The sequence below is a fragment of the Actomonas spartinae genome, assembly GCF_051209155.1.
GTDB lineage: Bacteria > Verrucomicrobiota > Verrucomicrobiia > Opitutales > Opitutaceae > Actomonas.
In genome coordinates, this window is sequence record NZ_JBPJGB010000002.1 from 1,692,512 (window position 1) to 1,707,967 (window position 15,456).

Sequence of the window (15,456 nt, forward strand, 5' to 3'; positions counted from 1 at the left end):
GCGCCGGGCGACGCTCAAGCTGGGCGCGTGATCGCCTCCGTCAGCTTTCGTCGTTTCAAGGCTCTGCGTCACACGAGCTTGGAGTTGGCGCCCTTCAACCTGGTCGTGGGGCCCAATGGCTCGGGCAAAACGAGTCTGATCCAGGCCGTGCTGCAGCTCCGGTCCCTCGCCGCGCTGCCCCTGGCCACCACGCCGCCGCCCGCCGATGCGCCGGGTGACGGGCCGGAGATCGAATTCACCTTCGCGGATGCGGGGGCGACCGTCGTGAGCATGCACTGCCGGGAGCATGCCCGCTGCGACGCGCTGCGGCTGGTGGGCGGCGAAGCGGGCCGTTGGCCGGATTTACGGGATCAGGTGCGCGCGGTGCAGGCGTATTTATTTGACCACTACGCCATGGCCGCCCCGGCGCTGGCGGCGCCGGGGCCGGTCGCTCTCGCCACCAACGGCGCCAACCTCGCCGCCGTGTTGCGCTGGTGGGAAACGGCTCACGCCACGCACTTCGCCGCGTTTCGCGAGGACGTGGTCGGGCTGTTCGCGGAGTATGACGACCTGCGGGTCGAAGCCCCGGCGGATCAACAGCTCACGGTGTCTCTGCGGCTGGCGGAAGAAGGGGAGTGGGTCGCGGCGGATTCGCTCTCGCAGGGCACCCTCTACGCACTGGCCTTGTGCGCGCTGGGGCATGACCCGACGCCGGCGCCGATGGTGTGCATCGAGGAACTGGACCGGGGCTTGCATCCGCGACTGCTGCGGCAAGTGCGGGACGTGATCTACCGCCTGTCTTACCCGGCCGACTTTGGTTTGGAACGCCCCCCGGTGCAGGTGATCGCCACCACGCATTCGCCCTACCTGCTTGATCTGTTCCGGGACCATCCGGAGGAGATCGTGATTGCGGGGAAACAGGGACGCGCGGCGGAGTTTTCCCGGTTGGCGGATCGGGCGGATCTGGCGGAACTGCTGGAGGAAGGATCCCTGGGCGACATCTGGTATGCGGGACTGCTGGGCGGCGTGCCCGAAGACCAATGAAGGTGGCGCTGTTGAGTGAATCGCCGGCCGACGAAGCCGCCATCGCGGTCCTGGTGGAGATGGTCATCGGTCGCCGGATTCAGCGGGTCCGGCCCTCGCTGCGAGCGCGCGGCTGGCCCAACGTGCGGCAGGTCCTGCCGGCGGTGGCGCGGCACCTGCATTTCCAGACCGACGCCGAACTGTTGGTCGTGGTGGCGGACAGTGACGACTCGGTCGTGCACACCGCGCAGCATGATCACCATCCGGGCTGCCGGGTCTGCCAACTCCAGGCGGTGTTTCGCAAGGCGACGAAGAACCTGCCGCCGGCCCGCGGGCGCGATCGGGTGCTGCGCGGGATCGGCATTGCGGTGCCGGCGATGGAAGGATGGTATCTGTGCGGTATCGACGAGACGGTGACGGAGGCCGCATGGGTGTCGGGGCAGGTGACCGGTGCCCAGCCCTACAGCCGCTCCGAGCTGAAGGAACGCGTCTATGGCACGCCGCGCCCGACGCTGGCACTTGAAACGGAACACGCGGTCAAGGCCGTGCGGCGCATGGGCGGGGACCTGCGGCGCCTGGAAAATGATTTCCCCGGCTTTGCCGTATTGGCCGATGACCTACGCGAAGCGGCAAGGGTTGTCGCGGCGCGAACGGAAAACCGACCCTAAAGCCTTGAAAAGTCGGCAGGCCGGAGTCGCATTGTCGCAACCCCTTTTTCATGTCCGACGCCCCCCGCTTTACCCGCTCCACCTTGCCGTGGATCGTCGAGGTCTTTGTCGCCGCCATTGCACGCTGTCTGTATCGCGTTCGTTTCGGTGGCAGCGAAAATCTGCCGTCCGGCGGCGCTTTGTTGGCGGCCAATCACCTTTCCTACGTGGATGCGATCGTGTTGCAGCTCGCCTGTCCGCGACCGATCCGTTTTGTCGGCTTCAAAGGCATGCGGGACAGTCACTGGTTGTTCCGCTGGGCCTTCAAGCTGGGCGGGGCTCTGGCCATCACGCCGCAGAACGCGCTCAGCACCACGCGGGCGGTGGTGGAATGCCTCCAACGCGGCGAATACGTGCTGCTCTTTGTGGAGGGCGCGATTTCGCGCACGGGCCAGCTGATGCGCATTCGGGGCGGTTACCAGCTTATGGCGCGCAAGGCCGGGGTGCCGGTGGTGCCGGTGGCGCATGACGGACTGTGGGGCTCGGTGTTTTCCTTCTCGGGCAACCGCTACCTCTTCAAGGCGCCGCGGATGATGCGCACGCACGTTTATGTGGCCTGGGGCAAACCCTTGCGGGCCGAGGACACGCCACCCGAGGTGCTGCGGCGCGAGTTGCTGGACCTCGGCGAATCGGCCTTCCAGCAACGTCCCCAGCTCAAGCGGCATCTCGGTCGTGAGGTGGTGCGGGGGCTGGCGCGGCGGCCCTGGCGTTTGGAGGTCATCGACCGCACCGCCGGTCGTCGCGAGGTGAGAGCGGGGCAGTTGTTGGCCGCGGCGGCGGCGCTCTCGCGGCATGTGCGCCGCACCATACCGGAGCGACGCGTCGGCATCGTGCTGCCGCCCGGTGCGGGCGCCTGCATCGCGAACCTGGCCGTGCTGTGCGCCGGCAAGATTCCGGTGAATCTCAACTTCACCGCCGGTCGGGCCGCGATCGAGACCAGCCTGCGGTTGGGCGAGATTGCCACCATCATTTCGGCCGACGCCGTGAAGGCCAAGGTGAAGGACTTCCCCTGGCCCGAGCGCACGCTCGATTTGAAATCCGAAATGGAGGCGCTCGGCGGCAAGAAGGCGATCCTGCCGTGGCTGCTGGGCGCGTGGGTTCTGCCCAATCAGTGGTTTGCCAATCTGCTGGGACTGCCCAAACGCGGCGATCGCGAAGAGGCCGGCCTGCTCTTCACCAGCGGTAGCTCCGGCGAACCCAAGGGCGTCGTGCTCACCCACCGCAACATCCTCTCCAACTGCTGGCAGATCTCCTCGCTTTGCATCCTGCCCGACACGGCGACGATGTTGGCCTGCCTGCCCATCTTCCACTCCTTCGGATTCACGGTCACCCTGTGGTATCCGATGATGCGCGGCTGCCATGTGGTCACGGTGCCGAGTCCCTTGGATACGCGAAAGATCATCGACTCGATCCGCGAGGAGGAGGCGACGGTGATGATCGCCGCGCCGACTTTCCTGCGCCCGCTGGTCAAGCGCGCCGAACCCCGCGACCTGCGTTCGCTCGATCTGGTGGTTTCGGGGGCGGAGAAGATGCCAATGGATCTCTACGAGGCGGTGAAGGAGAAGTTTCACATCGAGATCATGCAGGGCTACGGTCTCACCGAGACCACCCCGGCCACCAACATCAACCAGCCCAACCCGCTGTTGCCGGATGCCCCTGGGGCGGAAGAGCAGCTGGGCAAACGGCTCGGCTCCGTTGGCCGCATGATGCCGGGCATGACGGCCCGTATTTTGAACCCGGATACAATGGAGGAACAGTCCTTCGGCCAGCCGGGCATTGTGGCCTTTCGCGGCGGCAATGTCTTCGAGGGTTACCTCAAGAATCCGGAAAAGACCGCCGAGGCTTTCCATAACGGTTGGTTTGTCACGGGTGACCTTGGTCGTTTCGACGAGGACGGGTTTCTCAGCATCGAGGGGCGCCTGTCGCGCTTTTCCAAGATCGGCGGCGAGATGGTGCCTCATGGCACCGTGGAACAGCGCATCATCGACCTCTTCGACCTGGATCAAAGTGAGGGTTACGTGATCGCGGTCATGGGCGTGCCCGACGCCAGCAAGGGCGAGGCGCTGGTGCTGCTGACGACCCTGGAACTTTCGGGTGAACAATTGCGGGAGAAGTTGCTCGCCGCCGGGCTGCCCAACCTGTGGGTGCCGAAGTTGGTGCATCGCGTGGAGGCGATCCCGGTGCTCGGCACCGGCAAATTGGACCTCAAGGCGTGCAAGGAGACCGCCTCGGCGGCGGCGAAATCCGCGTAAGGATTGGCGAAAAGCGATTGGCGCCACGCGGTGCGGGAATGCAAACTCCCGACGTGTCCAAAACCCCGCATGCCCGCGCAACCGCGCAACTGAAACGTCAACTCGGTGCCAGCTTCGTCAAAACCGACGAGGCTTCATGCTACGCCGCCTCGTTCGACAGCGGTCGCATGTCCTTCATGCCGCAGGCGGTGATCACGCCGCGCCGTCATGAGCAGGTGGGGGTGGTGCTGCAGCTGGCCAATCGGCGCGGTGTGCCGGTCACGCCGCGCGGGCGGGGCACCACGCTCATGGGCTCGGCGGCGCCGCGTTTGGGGGGGTGGGTCCTGGACCTCACGAAGCTCAAGCGCATCCGCATCGACGACGAAGCCGGTTTCGCGCACGTGCAGGCCGGCGCGGTGGTGGCCGACATCCAGAATGCGGCGGCCGACAAGGGCTGGTTCTATCCGCCCGATCCGTCCTCCAAGGCCTACTGCACCATCGGCGGCAACATCGCCTGCAACGCCGGTGGCATGCATGGCGGCAAATACGGCGTCACCCGCGACTTCATCGTCGCGCTCAAGGGGTATCTGCCGACCGGCGAATACGTGGAGTGGGGCACCGCCACGCGTAAGTTTGCCGCCGGGTTCAATCTGCGCGACCTGTGGATCGGCGGCGAGGGCATGCTCGGTGTCGTGACCGACGCGGTGCTGCGCCTCATCCCGCAACCGGCCGCGCGCTGGACTTTGCTGACCTCGTTTGCGGACGAGGTCGGCGCGTTCAAGGCCGCACGGGCGCTTTTCGGTGCCAAGGTGCAGCCGGCGATCTGCGAGTTCCTCGACCGCTACAGTGTCGCCTGCGCGGAGAGCGCGATGGGCACCACCATTTTTCCCGGCCAACCCGGCAAACCGGTCATCCTGCTGGAACTGGCCGGCAGCGCCGCCGAAGTGCGTGAAACGAGAAAGGCCGTGCTCGCATGGGCCGCGGAACATGCCGTGGGCCACCGCGCCGCGCGGAATCGCACCGAGGCCGAGAGTCTCTGGGCGGTGCGCCGCAAGTGCTCGGGAGCGATGTTCCAAATGGGCGACGCCAAGCTCAACGAGGACGTCACCGTGCCGCTCGCGACCTACGGTAAGTTTGCGCGTTTCCTGGAGAAACTGCGGAAAACCTCGGGCCTCGCGATCCCCACTTTTGGGCACCTCGCGGACGGCAACCTGCACGTGAACATCATGTATCACAAAACCGACCCCGACGAGTGCGCGCGGGCCGAAACGGCGGTGCAGGCGCTGATGGAGCAGGTGGTGGCGCTCGGCGGCGCCATCAGTGGCGAGCACGGCATTGGTCTCGCCAAGACTCCCTTCCTGCGTATCCAACACTCCGAGGCCGCGATCGGAGCGATGCAGGCGGTCAAGCAAGCACTCGACCCCAACGGCATCCTTAATCCCGGCAAGGTCTTCGAGGTCTTCGAGACTTGGAAATGTCCCAAGGTCGTCGCCAGCTTCCCTTGGGATCACAAGTGAGCTTTGCGCCGGCCGATGCGATCAATCGAGGATGCGCACGGTTTCAACCGGCATCTGCCGGTGCAGGGCGACGCGCGTGCGGTCCTGCACGAGCGCAATCTCGACGCCGTTGCTGACCACGATTCGACCGTCCGCTCCAAGATCAAAGGCAGCCACGCCGGAGCTTAGCACATGAGTCTGGCCATCGGCGGTTTGACGCACGAGTTCCCACGATGACGGCACGAGCGATTCGATCGACTCGCCTTTGCGAGCGCGCAAGAGATCGCGCGACTCGATCGCCCGCCCCCAAATGCGGTGATAGGCGAGATCATCGGCGGGACCGAGTCCCGCCCCGCCGGGACGGGAACGGGCGAGCGGCTTGCCGCCAAACATCATCGAGAAAGCGTTTAGGAATCCCACCAACGCGGTCAGCACGTGCCACGGCAACAGGAGCGCCGATTTCAACGCATGGGCGTGGCTGACCTTGCGGGGATCGACGAAGGGGCGCCGGATGTAATACAGCACGCCGGCCGCATCGGTGCGCGGGCACAGGAGGTCATGTCGTTCCGAATCGGCCAGCGTCTCGATCTCTCCGGTGCTCAGATCCAAGCGCTCGATCTGACTCGGTGAGTAGCCAAAAATAATCCCGCGGGCGTCGCGCCCGATGCCACAGGAGTGATAGACCAGCGCTTCGGCGTTGTCGCCACACCACGACGGCGCTTCGTCGACCGAGTCGCCCTCGGTGACTTCGTCCTCATGGTTGGCCTCGGGCTGCCGGATGCAGAGGTTGACGCTGCCGTCGCTCTGCGCCCGGGAGAACGCGAAGCGGCCCGAGGAGGGCTGACGATCCAGGTGGGAGGCGAAGAAGGAGCTCCGGTGCATCAGGCGCTTTTCCTCCTTTCCCGCGAGCGATTGGGTGAACAAGCCGCCCACGCCCGTGGTCGCGAGGGTATAAGCGATCTCGTCGGGGCTGTCTCCGCGGGAAAGCGCGGTGAACTTGGGTCGAGACAACTCGGCCGAGGCGGATTGCCGGCCCCAGGTCGCTTGCCGGTTGAATGGGTTGGCGGGATCGTCATCGCCCGCCTTCCAGCTGTGGCGTCGTTGGGCCTGTTCCTCGCGCGCCACAAGTTCGTCGGCGAACTTGCTCTCGATCTGGCGCACCATTGCGGAAGGCTCTCGCACGTAGAGCTTTCCAGCTGAGATGAACGCGAGGCGCGGTTCGGGCGAGGACACGCCTGAAGCATCCCGCGCGTGCCAGTGTGGTCAAGTCGCGGGCAAGCCCAAATTTAGGTAGGGCGGCAAACCTTGGCCAATTTGGCCTGCGGCGGGATTTTCCATTGCCGGAGGCGAGGGGGCCTCTTCAATCGACCGCTTTTAACCGCCCCGCATGTATCTCAAGGCCCTCAAACTGCACGGCTTTAAGTCGTTTGCCGATCCCACGACTCTTCGCTTCGAACCCGGCGTCACCGCCATCGTGGGTCCCAATGGCTGCGGCAAGTCGAACATCGCCGACGGTATCCGCTGGGTGTTGGGCGAGCAGAGCGCCAAGGCGCTGCGTGGTGGCAAGATGCAGGATGTCATCTTCGAAGGCACCGACTCGCGTCGTCAGGCACAGTTGTGCGAAGTCGCCCTGCTCCTGACCGATTGCGAGAAGCAGCTCGGCAGCGAGTTTCACGAGATCGAGATCATGCGGCGTGTGCACCGCGACGGCGGCAGCGAGTATTTCTTCAACGGCCAGTCGTGCCGCCTGAAGGACATCCAGAAGCTGTTCATGGACACCGGCATTGGCCGGACCAGTTACTCGATCATGGCGCAGGGCCAGATCGACCAGATCCTTTCCTCCAAACCCGAGGAGCGTCGCGCCGTTTTCGAGGAGGCCGCCGGCATCACCAAATACAAGGCCCAGCGGCGCGAGGCGATGAACAAGCTCTCGCTCACCGAGCAAAACCTCGCGCGCGTCGCCGACGTGATCTCGGAGGTCGGGCGCCAGATCGGCAGCCTCAAGCGACAGGCCTCCAAGGCGCTGCGCTACAAGCGCCTCAGCTTTCGCCTGCGTCACCTGAGTCTCGCGCACAGTGCGTTCAATCATGGCCGGCTCGCCGCGACGATCACCGAGCTGCAGGACAAGCTTACCGGCCTGCGCCGCGAGGCCGAAGAGCGTCGTAGCAAACTTGAGAGCGAGCAGGGCGCGTTGGAGGAGAAAAAAGCCGAACGTTCCCGCCTGCACCAGCGGGCACAGGATGCCCAGCAGGCGGTCTTCGACCTGAAGTCCCAACGTGAACAGGCTGAGAACGGTGCCAACTTGGCCAAGATCAAGCGCACCGGGCTGGAGGATCGTCTCGCCTCGTCGCGCGACAATCTCGGTGAGCTCAACATGCAGATGCGCGAGCTGTCCGACCAAGTCGACAGCGGCGCGCAGGACAAGGAGGAGCAACTCACCCTGCTCGGTTCTTCCGACCAACTTTTCCAAAACCGCAACCGCGACCTCGCCATCGCCGAAGCCGAACTCTCGAAACTCGAGGACGAGCTCAAGCAGACCAAGTTTCAGCTCCTCCAGATGGAGAGCACCATCGCCCGACTCCGCACCGACACGACTGGGTTTGAAGTCGAGCAGAAGACCTCCATTCAACGGCACGATCTTTTGGTGCAGCAGCTTGAAGGCGCCCGCCAAGAACAGGCCGCCCTCAACCAGCGGGCCGCCGAGGTTGATCAACGCTTGGAGGAGTCCCGCACCGACAAGGCCCGGCTCGACCAGGCCGCGAGCGAGGCCCAGCAGGCCATCGGCAATGCGACCCGCGAATTCCGTGACGCGCAGCGCGTATTGCAGGATATTGATCGCGGCCTCGCCCAGCGCACCGTTCGCCTGAAACTGCTGCAGCAATTGCAGGAAAAATGGGAAGGCTTCGGCGCCGGCGCCAAGGCCGTGCTGCAGGGCCGGCTCGATGGCGCGCTGCAAGGCGCGACCGCCACCCCGATCACCCAAGGCCTGCAGGTTGACCCCTCGGCCGGCAAAGCAATCGAAGCCTTGCTCGGCTCGGCGGTGGAGGCCATCCACGTCACGGACCTCGAAACCGCGCGACGCGTGCTCGGCCAATTAGAGCGGGACGAGATCGGCAGCGCGGTGCTGCAGGTGGACGGTATGGGCTCGTCGCAAAATGCGAACGGCGAACTGCCGGGCTTTCTGCGTCCGGCCAGTTCGGCGCTGATCAACGTCGATGAGTCCCACCCGTCTTTTGCGCTGCTGGGCGCATGTTACTTGGCCGACGACCTGAACGCCTTTCTCGATTTCTGGTCGGCCAATCCGAACTTCAGTTTCCTGGCCGTCGCGACCCGCAAGGGTGAGATGGTGGATCGTCGCGGTTTGGTTTACGGCGGCTTTAACAAGAAGCCGGAAAACAGCATTGTGCAGCGCGAGATCGACCTGCGCGAAACGGCCAAGGCGATCGCCGACGAGCAGAAGAAGCACGATGACCAGAAGAACGTTATCGAGGAACTGAACGCCCGACTCGTCGCCGCCGAACAGGCTTTGGAAGACCGCCGCAAAGAGGTGCTGGGCGCGACGCAGCTCGTGGCTGAGATTCAGACCGAGCAGCGCAACGCCCAACGCGCGATCGAAGAATCGCAACAGCGCGTCGGCCGGATGGAGCGTGAACTCACGGGCCTGGAGTCGGCTCGCAACGAAGCGCAGGAGCGCTTCGACAAGGCCCAGGCCGGTCTCGCCCAGGCGGAAGGCGAAGCCGTCAACGCGCGCGAACGCATTTCGCAGATGGAGGTGCGTATCGTGGAGATCCGCACCGACCGCGATGTGAAGCGCGACAGCCTCGCTCAGGCCCGACTCGAACTCGCGGAACGTCGCCAAAAGGTCGAGGTGCTCGACCGCGGCATCGCCGACATGGAAAAGCGCCGCGATCAGTTGGCGCAGATCCTCGCGCAACGCCAGCAGGAGATCGAGGTGTGGACCGAGCAGATCTCGTCACTTGAACACGAGGCCGAGTCCAGTCGGCAGCGCGCGGCGCAGATCAGTGAGACGCTGGTGGTCGCGCAGGAGCAGGTGGAAATCGTCCGCCGCAAGCTGGCCGAGGTCGAAGGCGACATTGAGGCGGTGGAGGCGGCCCAACAGGGATTGCGCAGTGCGTCGGAAGGTGCGCAAAGCGAACTGAGTCGCTGCGAAGTCAAATTGGCCGAGGCCAACTCCCGCGCTCAGTTCATCGCCGAGGATGTCACTCGCGAATTTTCGGAAGCGGTGGAGAACCTCGATTGGAAGTCGCTCATGTGGCATTCCGACGAAGACCCGCCGGACATGAAACCGCTCGACCTCGAGGAGGATGACGAAGACGAGGCCCCGGCTGATTCCAACGACGCGGAAAGCGAACACACGCCGCCCGCCGACGGGGAGAGTGCCGCCGCCGAGGCGGAGCCGGCGCCGACCAAAAAGCGCCGTCGGAAAGCCAAGGGACCGAAGGGCGAGCCGACCGAAGCCGATTTGCTGCAGCTCGAAACGACCGACTGGGCCAGCGTGAAGTCGGAGGTCGACGCCCTGCGTCAGCGCCTCAACTCCATGGGGGCGGTGAACCTTGTCGCCATCGAGGAATATGCGGAGCTCAAGCAGCGTTACGACTTTCTCAAGGGCCAGTGCGACGATTTGAACAACGCCAAGACCGAGCTGCTCTCTGCGATCGATGAGATCAACCGCACCTCACAGGAGCAGTTCGCGATTACCTTCGAGCAGATCAAAAAGAACTTCAAATACACCTTCGACACCCTGTTCGGTGGCGGAAAGGCAAACCTCGAGCTGATCGCCGAGGAGGACATTCTTGAGAGCGGCATCGAAATCACCGCGCAACCGCCCGGCACGAAGCTCAAGAGCATCACCTTGTTGTCCGGCGGACAGAAGACGCTCACCGCGGTCGCGCTGCTCTTCGCGCTCTACATGGTGAAACCCTCGCCGTTCTGTTTGTTGGATGAGTTGGACGCACCGCTCGACGAGTCGAACATCGGTCGCTTCACGACCCTGTTGAAGAAGTTCGTCGATTCCTCGCAGTTCATCATCATCACGCACAACAAGCGCACGGTCTCCGCAGCGCAGGCCATTTACGGTGTGACGATGGAAGAGCGCGGTGTTTCGAAGACCGTTTCAATGCGCTTTAACCACGAGAAGGGCGACACGGAGACCGAGGCGCACCCCGTCAACATCGCCGAGGCCGTGCGAGGCACGCAAACGCCGGCCAGCGCCTGACGGCCCGATCAATCGTCATGGGCATGCCGCGAATCAGCTTCAGTTGGAAACCAACCATAAGCGGTCGCGAGCGGTGGCGCTGGGGCCTGTTCATGATGGTGCCGAGCAAATCGGGACGCCGCCAGCGGCTGCGCATCATGGTGCGGGGACTGCTGCTATGGCTCGCGGGCCTGGCCGTCATGGCCTACGTGGCGGCGGCCTCGGCGTTGTTCGTGTGGCTTGATCGGCGTCCCCACAATCTGGTGACGTGGAGCGACTGCCTGCTGGTGCCGGTGCGCTGGGATGAAATCCAACGCAAGCGGGGCGACTCCTACATCACGGCCGGCCTCGCCGCGATGGAGGCGATGAACTGGAGCGAGGCGGTGCTGAAAATCCAGGCGGGCCTGGTCAAGTCGCCCGACAACCGGAGCGGTCGGCAACGGCTGGCCTATTTTTTCATCGCGGCGGGACAGCGGGAGCGGGGACTGAAGCTGTTGTTGGAGGGCATGCAGCGGGGCTTCCCGGGCCGGGAAACCGTCGAGGCGTTCATCGAGATCTGTCTTGCGGGTGAAGACTATGCGCTGGCGCTGGAAGGCCTCGAGTCCTGCCTGCAACAATCCGGCGCCGCCGTGCAGCGCGAACACCAATGGCTGGTGGAGCAAAAGGCGCGGGTGCTGATGGTCGATGGCCGTTATGAAGCGGCGTTGCGTTGGGTCGCCGAGCAGCCGGAAAGTTCGGATCTTTTGGAGGAGGTGCGGGTGGTCGCGTTGCTGAGCCTGAAGCGTTTCGATGACGCCCACGCCGCGCTGGCCGATTGGGGCGCGCGAGCGACGAGCGCGGCGAACAGCGGAGTGCTGCGCATTGGCGTGCGTTTGGCGCGGGAGTCGGGTGACTTGGCGGAAATGCGCGCGCTGCTGGATCGGATGCAGGAGCGGGCGCCGACGGATCCGACGCCATGGATCTACCGCACGGTGCAGGAGTGGTTGGCGGGGAATGAAGCGGCGGCGATGGCGGCACAGGACACCTTTTTCATGCGGTTCGAGACCCGACCGGTCGCGATGCTGCGCATGGCGCAACCGCTGGTCGAAGCGCAGGCCTGGCCGCTCTTTCATCGTTTGGCGGAGCGCGCGCGCCTGCTGGGGGTTTCGGATGTGCGCTGGCAGCAGCTCCAGTTTGAGGCCGCGATGAAGCAGCAGCGCTACGGCGCGGCGCTGGCGCTCGTGGAGGCGATGGAGCCCGAGGACGATTCGACGCCCGCCGCGCGCCGGCTGCGCTTTTGGCGCGATCTCCAACGCGCCTACGCGACACATTTGAGCACCGGCGAGACGAGGGCCGGCGAGGAGTTGCTGCAAATCGCCCGGACGGGCGCGGTGGCTTTGCCGGCCCTGAAGTCGATGGCGGTGACGCACGAACGAGCCGGTCAACCGATGACCGCGCTGCAGCTCATGGAGCTGGCCGCGCAACGCTTTCCGGGGAGCGAAGATGTGCGGAGCGAAACGCAGCGCTTGCGCCAACTGGTCGGCGAGACCGAACGCGTGGCGCTGGCCCTGCCGGAGATCCCGGATGGCGCGCCACTCGATCTCGACGACGTGCGGGGAGAGCAGACCGCCGTCTCGACCGACCACACCCGGCTCCTGGGATCGGCGCGCTTGTTTTTGCAGCGCTGCGATGAGTTGATCGAGGCGCAGAGTTGGGGGGAGTTGGAGGGACTGCTACGGGACCTGCGCCAACAACGGCCGCCGTGGATGAATGCCAACACCGCCGAACTGCTGGTGCGGGAAATTGAACTTAATCTTGGTCAACGCGATTGGCCGGCCTTGCTCACCAACGTGCGTTTCCGGCTCGACGGTTCCCTGAATCGAGCGCTGGAAATCATGAACGTGGTGCGGCGACTCGACGCCGAAGGCGAGCGCGCGGCTGCCCAGCGGGTGCTGGCCGAGGTCGAGCGGCGCTATGAATCCTTCGCTCCGGCGCGGCGTCTGCGCGAGGATTGGGCCACCGCCGACGCGGCGGCAGCCGAGGCGGAAGACGGCGGCTGAACCGCGGCCCGCTGGAGCGAAGGCCGCCGCTCGCGGCATGCCGGACCGATCTTCCGAGGTCGTGATCGTCAGTTGATCAGGTCCGGCGGGACATTGGCCAGAGCTTCTTCGATCGTGGTCACGCCTTCCTTCACCTTGAGCATGGAGTCCTGGTGCAGGGTCTTCATGCCGGTGCGCATGGCGATGCGCTTCAACTCGGCAACCTCGATCTCCTTGTTGATGCCGGCGGTGAGTTCCTCGGAGTTGACCATCAGCTCGTGGATGCCGACGCGGCCCTTGTAGCCGAGTCCGCCGCAGGTCGGGCAACCCTGGGGGTTGGCCTTGAAGATCTGACCGGACCAGCCGATGGCCTTCTCGATGAGCATCTTTTCGCGACCCTCCGGTTCGTAGGCGATTTTGCAATTCTTGCAGACGCGGCGCATGAGGCGCTGCGCGCACACGCAGAGCAGGGACGCCGAAATGTTGAAGGGCTCGACGCCCATTTCACCCATGCGCGAGATGGTGGAGGGCGCGTCATTGGTGTGCAGAGTCGAGACAAGCAAGTGACCCGTCAGCGCGGCTTCCACGGCGATGCCGGCGGTTTCCTCGTCACGAATCTCACCCACCAGAATCACGTCGGGGTCCATACGCAGGTAACAACGCAGGGCGCGGGCAAAGGTGAGGCCGATCTGCCGATTCATCTGCATCTGGTTGAGGCCGGGCAGCGTGTATTCGATCGGGTCCTCAGCCGTCTGGATGTTGATGTCGGGGGAGTTGATCTCGGCGAGGGCGGAGTAAAGCGTCATCGATTTGCCCGAGCCAGTCGGTCCGCAGTGCAGGATCATGCCGTAGGGCTGCTGAATGCAGGCGCGGTATTTCTCCAGATTCTCCTCGGAGAAGCCCAGGGCCGGCAGGGGCAGGGTGGTCTTCTGCTTGTCGAGGATACGCATGACGACCTTCTCGCCATGGTTCATCGGGCCGGTCGCGACACGCAGGTCGATATCGATGTTCTTCTTGGTGTATTTCTTGAAGACGATACGACCGTCCTGGGGCAGGCGGCGCTCGGCGATGTCGAGGTTGCACATGATCTTCAAACGCGTGCAGAGCGCGTTGGAGACCTGTGAGGGCAGGCGCAGCTTTTCGGTGCACAGACCGTCGATGCGGTAGCGGACGATGAGGTCCTTTTCCTGCGGCTCGATGTGAATGTCGGAGGCACCGGAGATGTAGGCATCCTCGATGATGCGATTGGCGAGCTGCACAATCGGGCCGGACTCCTCGTTCTCGAGGTCGGCGGCGCTGACCTCGCTGTCACCGCCGGTGTAGGTCGTGCTGATGACGTCGGCGACATCGGTGATGTCGACGTCGGTTTCGGTGGTGGGGCCCTTCTTGAAGAACTTGTTGACGAGCTCATCAATGAACGAGGCGGAGGCGACTTTGACCTCTTCGATCGTGAGCTCGGTCGCCATCTGGAACGAGTCGCGTTTGGCGTAGTCGAGCGGGTTGCTCATCAACACCGCAACCGAGCTGGGGGAGAGTTGTTTGTGCGGGAAGATGCCTTCACGGCGAATCACCGCATCGCCGACAACCTCGACCAGCTTCTCATCGATCTCGATCTCTTTGGCGTCGGTGACGAGCGGTGTATCCGTGAGACGCGCGATGAACTTCGCGGTGTCGTCGGCGCTGAGCTGGAACTTCGGATCCAGCATGCGCTGGATGAGGGTGGCGGAGTATTCCGCCACTTCGACCAGGAGCTGCAGGTCCTTTTCGGTGAACTGGCCATCGGTGCCGGCTTCGGGCTCCTTGTTGAGCACCTGAATCGCGCCGATTTTGTGGCCACCGGCGTTGAGCGGCACGGTGAGCATCGAGCGCACCTCGAAACCGGTGTTCATTTTCTTGAGCGACTCGGCGTCGGGACCGTCAGCGGTGAAGAAGAGCGGCTCGCCGGACTCGATCACCTTGCCCACGTTGCCGGTGCCGAGTGGCAGGCGTAGTTCGAGCAGCTTTTCGGCGGTTTGGCGGAAGGTGTCCTCCTTCGACGGGTCGTCGCGCCAGAGGGAGGGAGAGTAATAAACGTGGCGGAAGGCGATTTCGTTACCCTCAACCAGGTAGAGGGTCATCGACTGGGCCTGGAGCGCCTCCACGACTTTGGTGGAGGTCAGCTCGATGACGGAGGTGACGTCCTCTTTGCTCGGGGCGGGTTTGGCGATGACCTTGATGAGCAGGTTGCGTCTCAGGGCGCCAGCGACGTTGGGAGCGGCCATGTGGTTCTGGAGGGGGTGAAGTCGGGAGGTGGTGGCGGATGTGGGCTCGCCTCGGGGGCGATTTCCCCACAGCCGTAGTGACTAGGATGTTGAGAGCGTTGCTGTTTAACTGGTTGAGTCAACGTCGCGGAGGGGGCAACGTCGGGGCCGCGGCCGAGCGTCGAGCCGAGGAATTTCTGCGGCGAGAACGGGGCATGACACTCGTCGCGCGCAATTGGCGTAATCCGCGCGACCAGCGCGAGGAGATCGACTTGGTGATGCGGGAAGGCGCGGTGCTCGTGTTTGTGGAGGTCAAAGCGCGGTCGGCCGCAGCCAAGGTGCCGGGCTTTTATGCGGTCGACCGGCGCAAGCGCCGGGTGCTCACGCGGGCCATCAAAGCCTACCTGTGGCGCCTGCGGGAGGAGCCGACCACCCATCGATTTGACGTGGTGGAGCTCGAGCTGGGCGAGGGGGGCGACGTCGCGGCGGCGGCGGTCCGTCACTTCGAGAACGTGCCCTTGGATCGGCCCGTTCGCTGACAATCAGA

Annotated in this window: 9 protein-coding genes; 7 read left to right on the forward strand and 2 right to left on the reverse strand. The window is 64.5% G+C overall.

Features of this window, described 5'->3' with window-relative positions; all coding sequences use genetic code 11:
- Window positions 1-27 precede the first annotated feature (27 nt).
- From AC0MRV_RS14545 to AC0MRV_RS14560, 4 genes are read left to right on the forward strand one after another with little or no spacing between them, the layout of a single operon-like run.
- The gene (locus tag AC0MRV_RS14545; protein ID WP_472765217.1) at window positions 28-1,023 is read left to right on the forward strand and encodes an AAA family ATPase; all 996 of its coding nucleotides are present in this window, start codon (window positions 28-30) and stop codon (window positions 1,021-1,023) included.
- Window positions 1,020-1,670: a hypothetical protein gene (locus tag AC0MRV_RS14550; RefSeq protein WP_472765218.1), complete on the forward strand. Its 651-nt coding sequence runs from the start codon at window positions 1,020-1,022 to the stop codon at window positions 1,668-1,670. Before AC0MRV_RS14545 ends, AC0MRV_RS14550 begins: the two co-directional genes overlap by 4 nt.
- A gap of 50 nt (window positions 1,671-1,720) precedes the next feature.
- On the forward strand, window positions 1,721-3,961 hold the full coding sequence (locus tag AC0MRV_RS14555; RefSeq protein ID WP_472765219.1) for an AMP-binding protein: 2,241 nt from the start codon (window positions 1,721-1,723) through the stop codon (window positions 3,959-3,961).
- A gap of 38 nt (window positions 3,962-3,999) precedes the next feature.
- Window positions 4,000-5,457, forward strand: coding sequence for an FAD-binding oxidoreductase (locus AC0MRV_RS14560; RefSeq protein WP_472765220.1), 1,458 nt, complete (start codon window positions 4,000-4,002; stop codon window positions 5,455-5,457).
- Between the two features lie 21 nt (window positions 5,458-5,478).
- On the opposite strand, the gene AC0MRV_RS14565 is transcribed toward AC0MRV_RS14560, so the two are convergent.
- A complete protein-coding gene (locus tag AC0MRV_RS14565) occupies window positions 5,479-6,669 on the reverse strand; it encodes a TolB-like translocation protein (protein ID WP_472765221.1) in 1,191 nt (396 codons plus the stop codon).
- A gap of 154 nt (window positions 6,670-6,823) precedes the next feature.
- On the opposite strand from AC0MRV_RS14565, the gene smc reads away from it, so the two are divergent.
- Both smc and AC0MRV_RS14575 read left to right on the forward strand, forming a co-directional pair.
- The gene (gene smc, locus AC0MRV_RS14570) at window positions 6,824-10,672 is read left to right on the forward strand and encodes a chromosome segregation protein SMC (protein ID WP_472765222.1); all 3,849 of its coding nucleotides are present in this window, start codon (window positions 6,824-6,826) and stop codon (window positions 10,670-10,672) included.
- A gap of 23 nt (window positions 10,673-10,695) precedes the next feature.
- Entirely contained in the window at window positions 10,696-12,690 is a 1,995-nt protein-coding gene (locus AC0MRV_RS14575; RefSeq protein ID WP_472765223.1) for a tetratricopeptide repeat protein, read from the forward strand.
- A 68-nt stretch (window positions 12,691-12,758) separates the two neighbouring features.
- Here the strand turns inward: AC0MRV_RS14575 and AC0MRV_RS14580 are convergent, their stop codons facing one another.
- Window positions 12,759-14,930: an ATPase, T2SS/T4P/T4SS family gene (locus AC0MRV_RS14580; protein ID WP_472765224.1), complete on the reverse strand. Its 2,172-nt coding sequence runs from the start codon at window positions 14,928-14,930 to the stop codon at window positions 12,759-12,761.
- An 86-nt stretch (window positions 14,931-15,016) separates the two neighbouring features.
- On the opposite strand from AC0MRV_RS14580, the gene AC0MRV_RS14585 reads away from it, so the two are divergent.
- Window positions 15,017-15,448: a YraN family protein gene (locus AC0MRV_RS14585; RefSeq protein WP_472765225.1), complete on the forward strand. Its 432-nt coding sequence runs from the start codon at window positions 15,017-15,019 to the stop codon at window positions 15,446-15,448.
- Window positions 15,449-15,456: the final 8 nt, after the last annotated feature.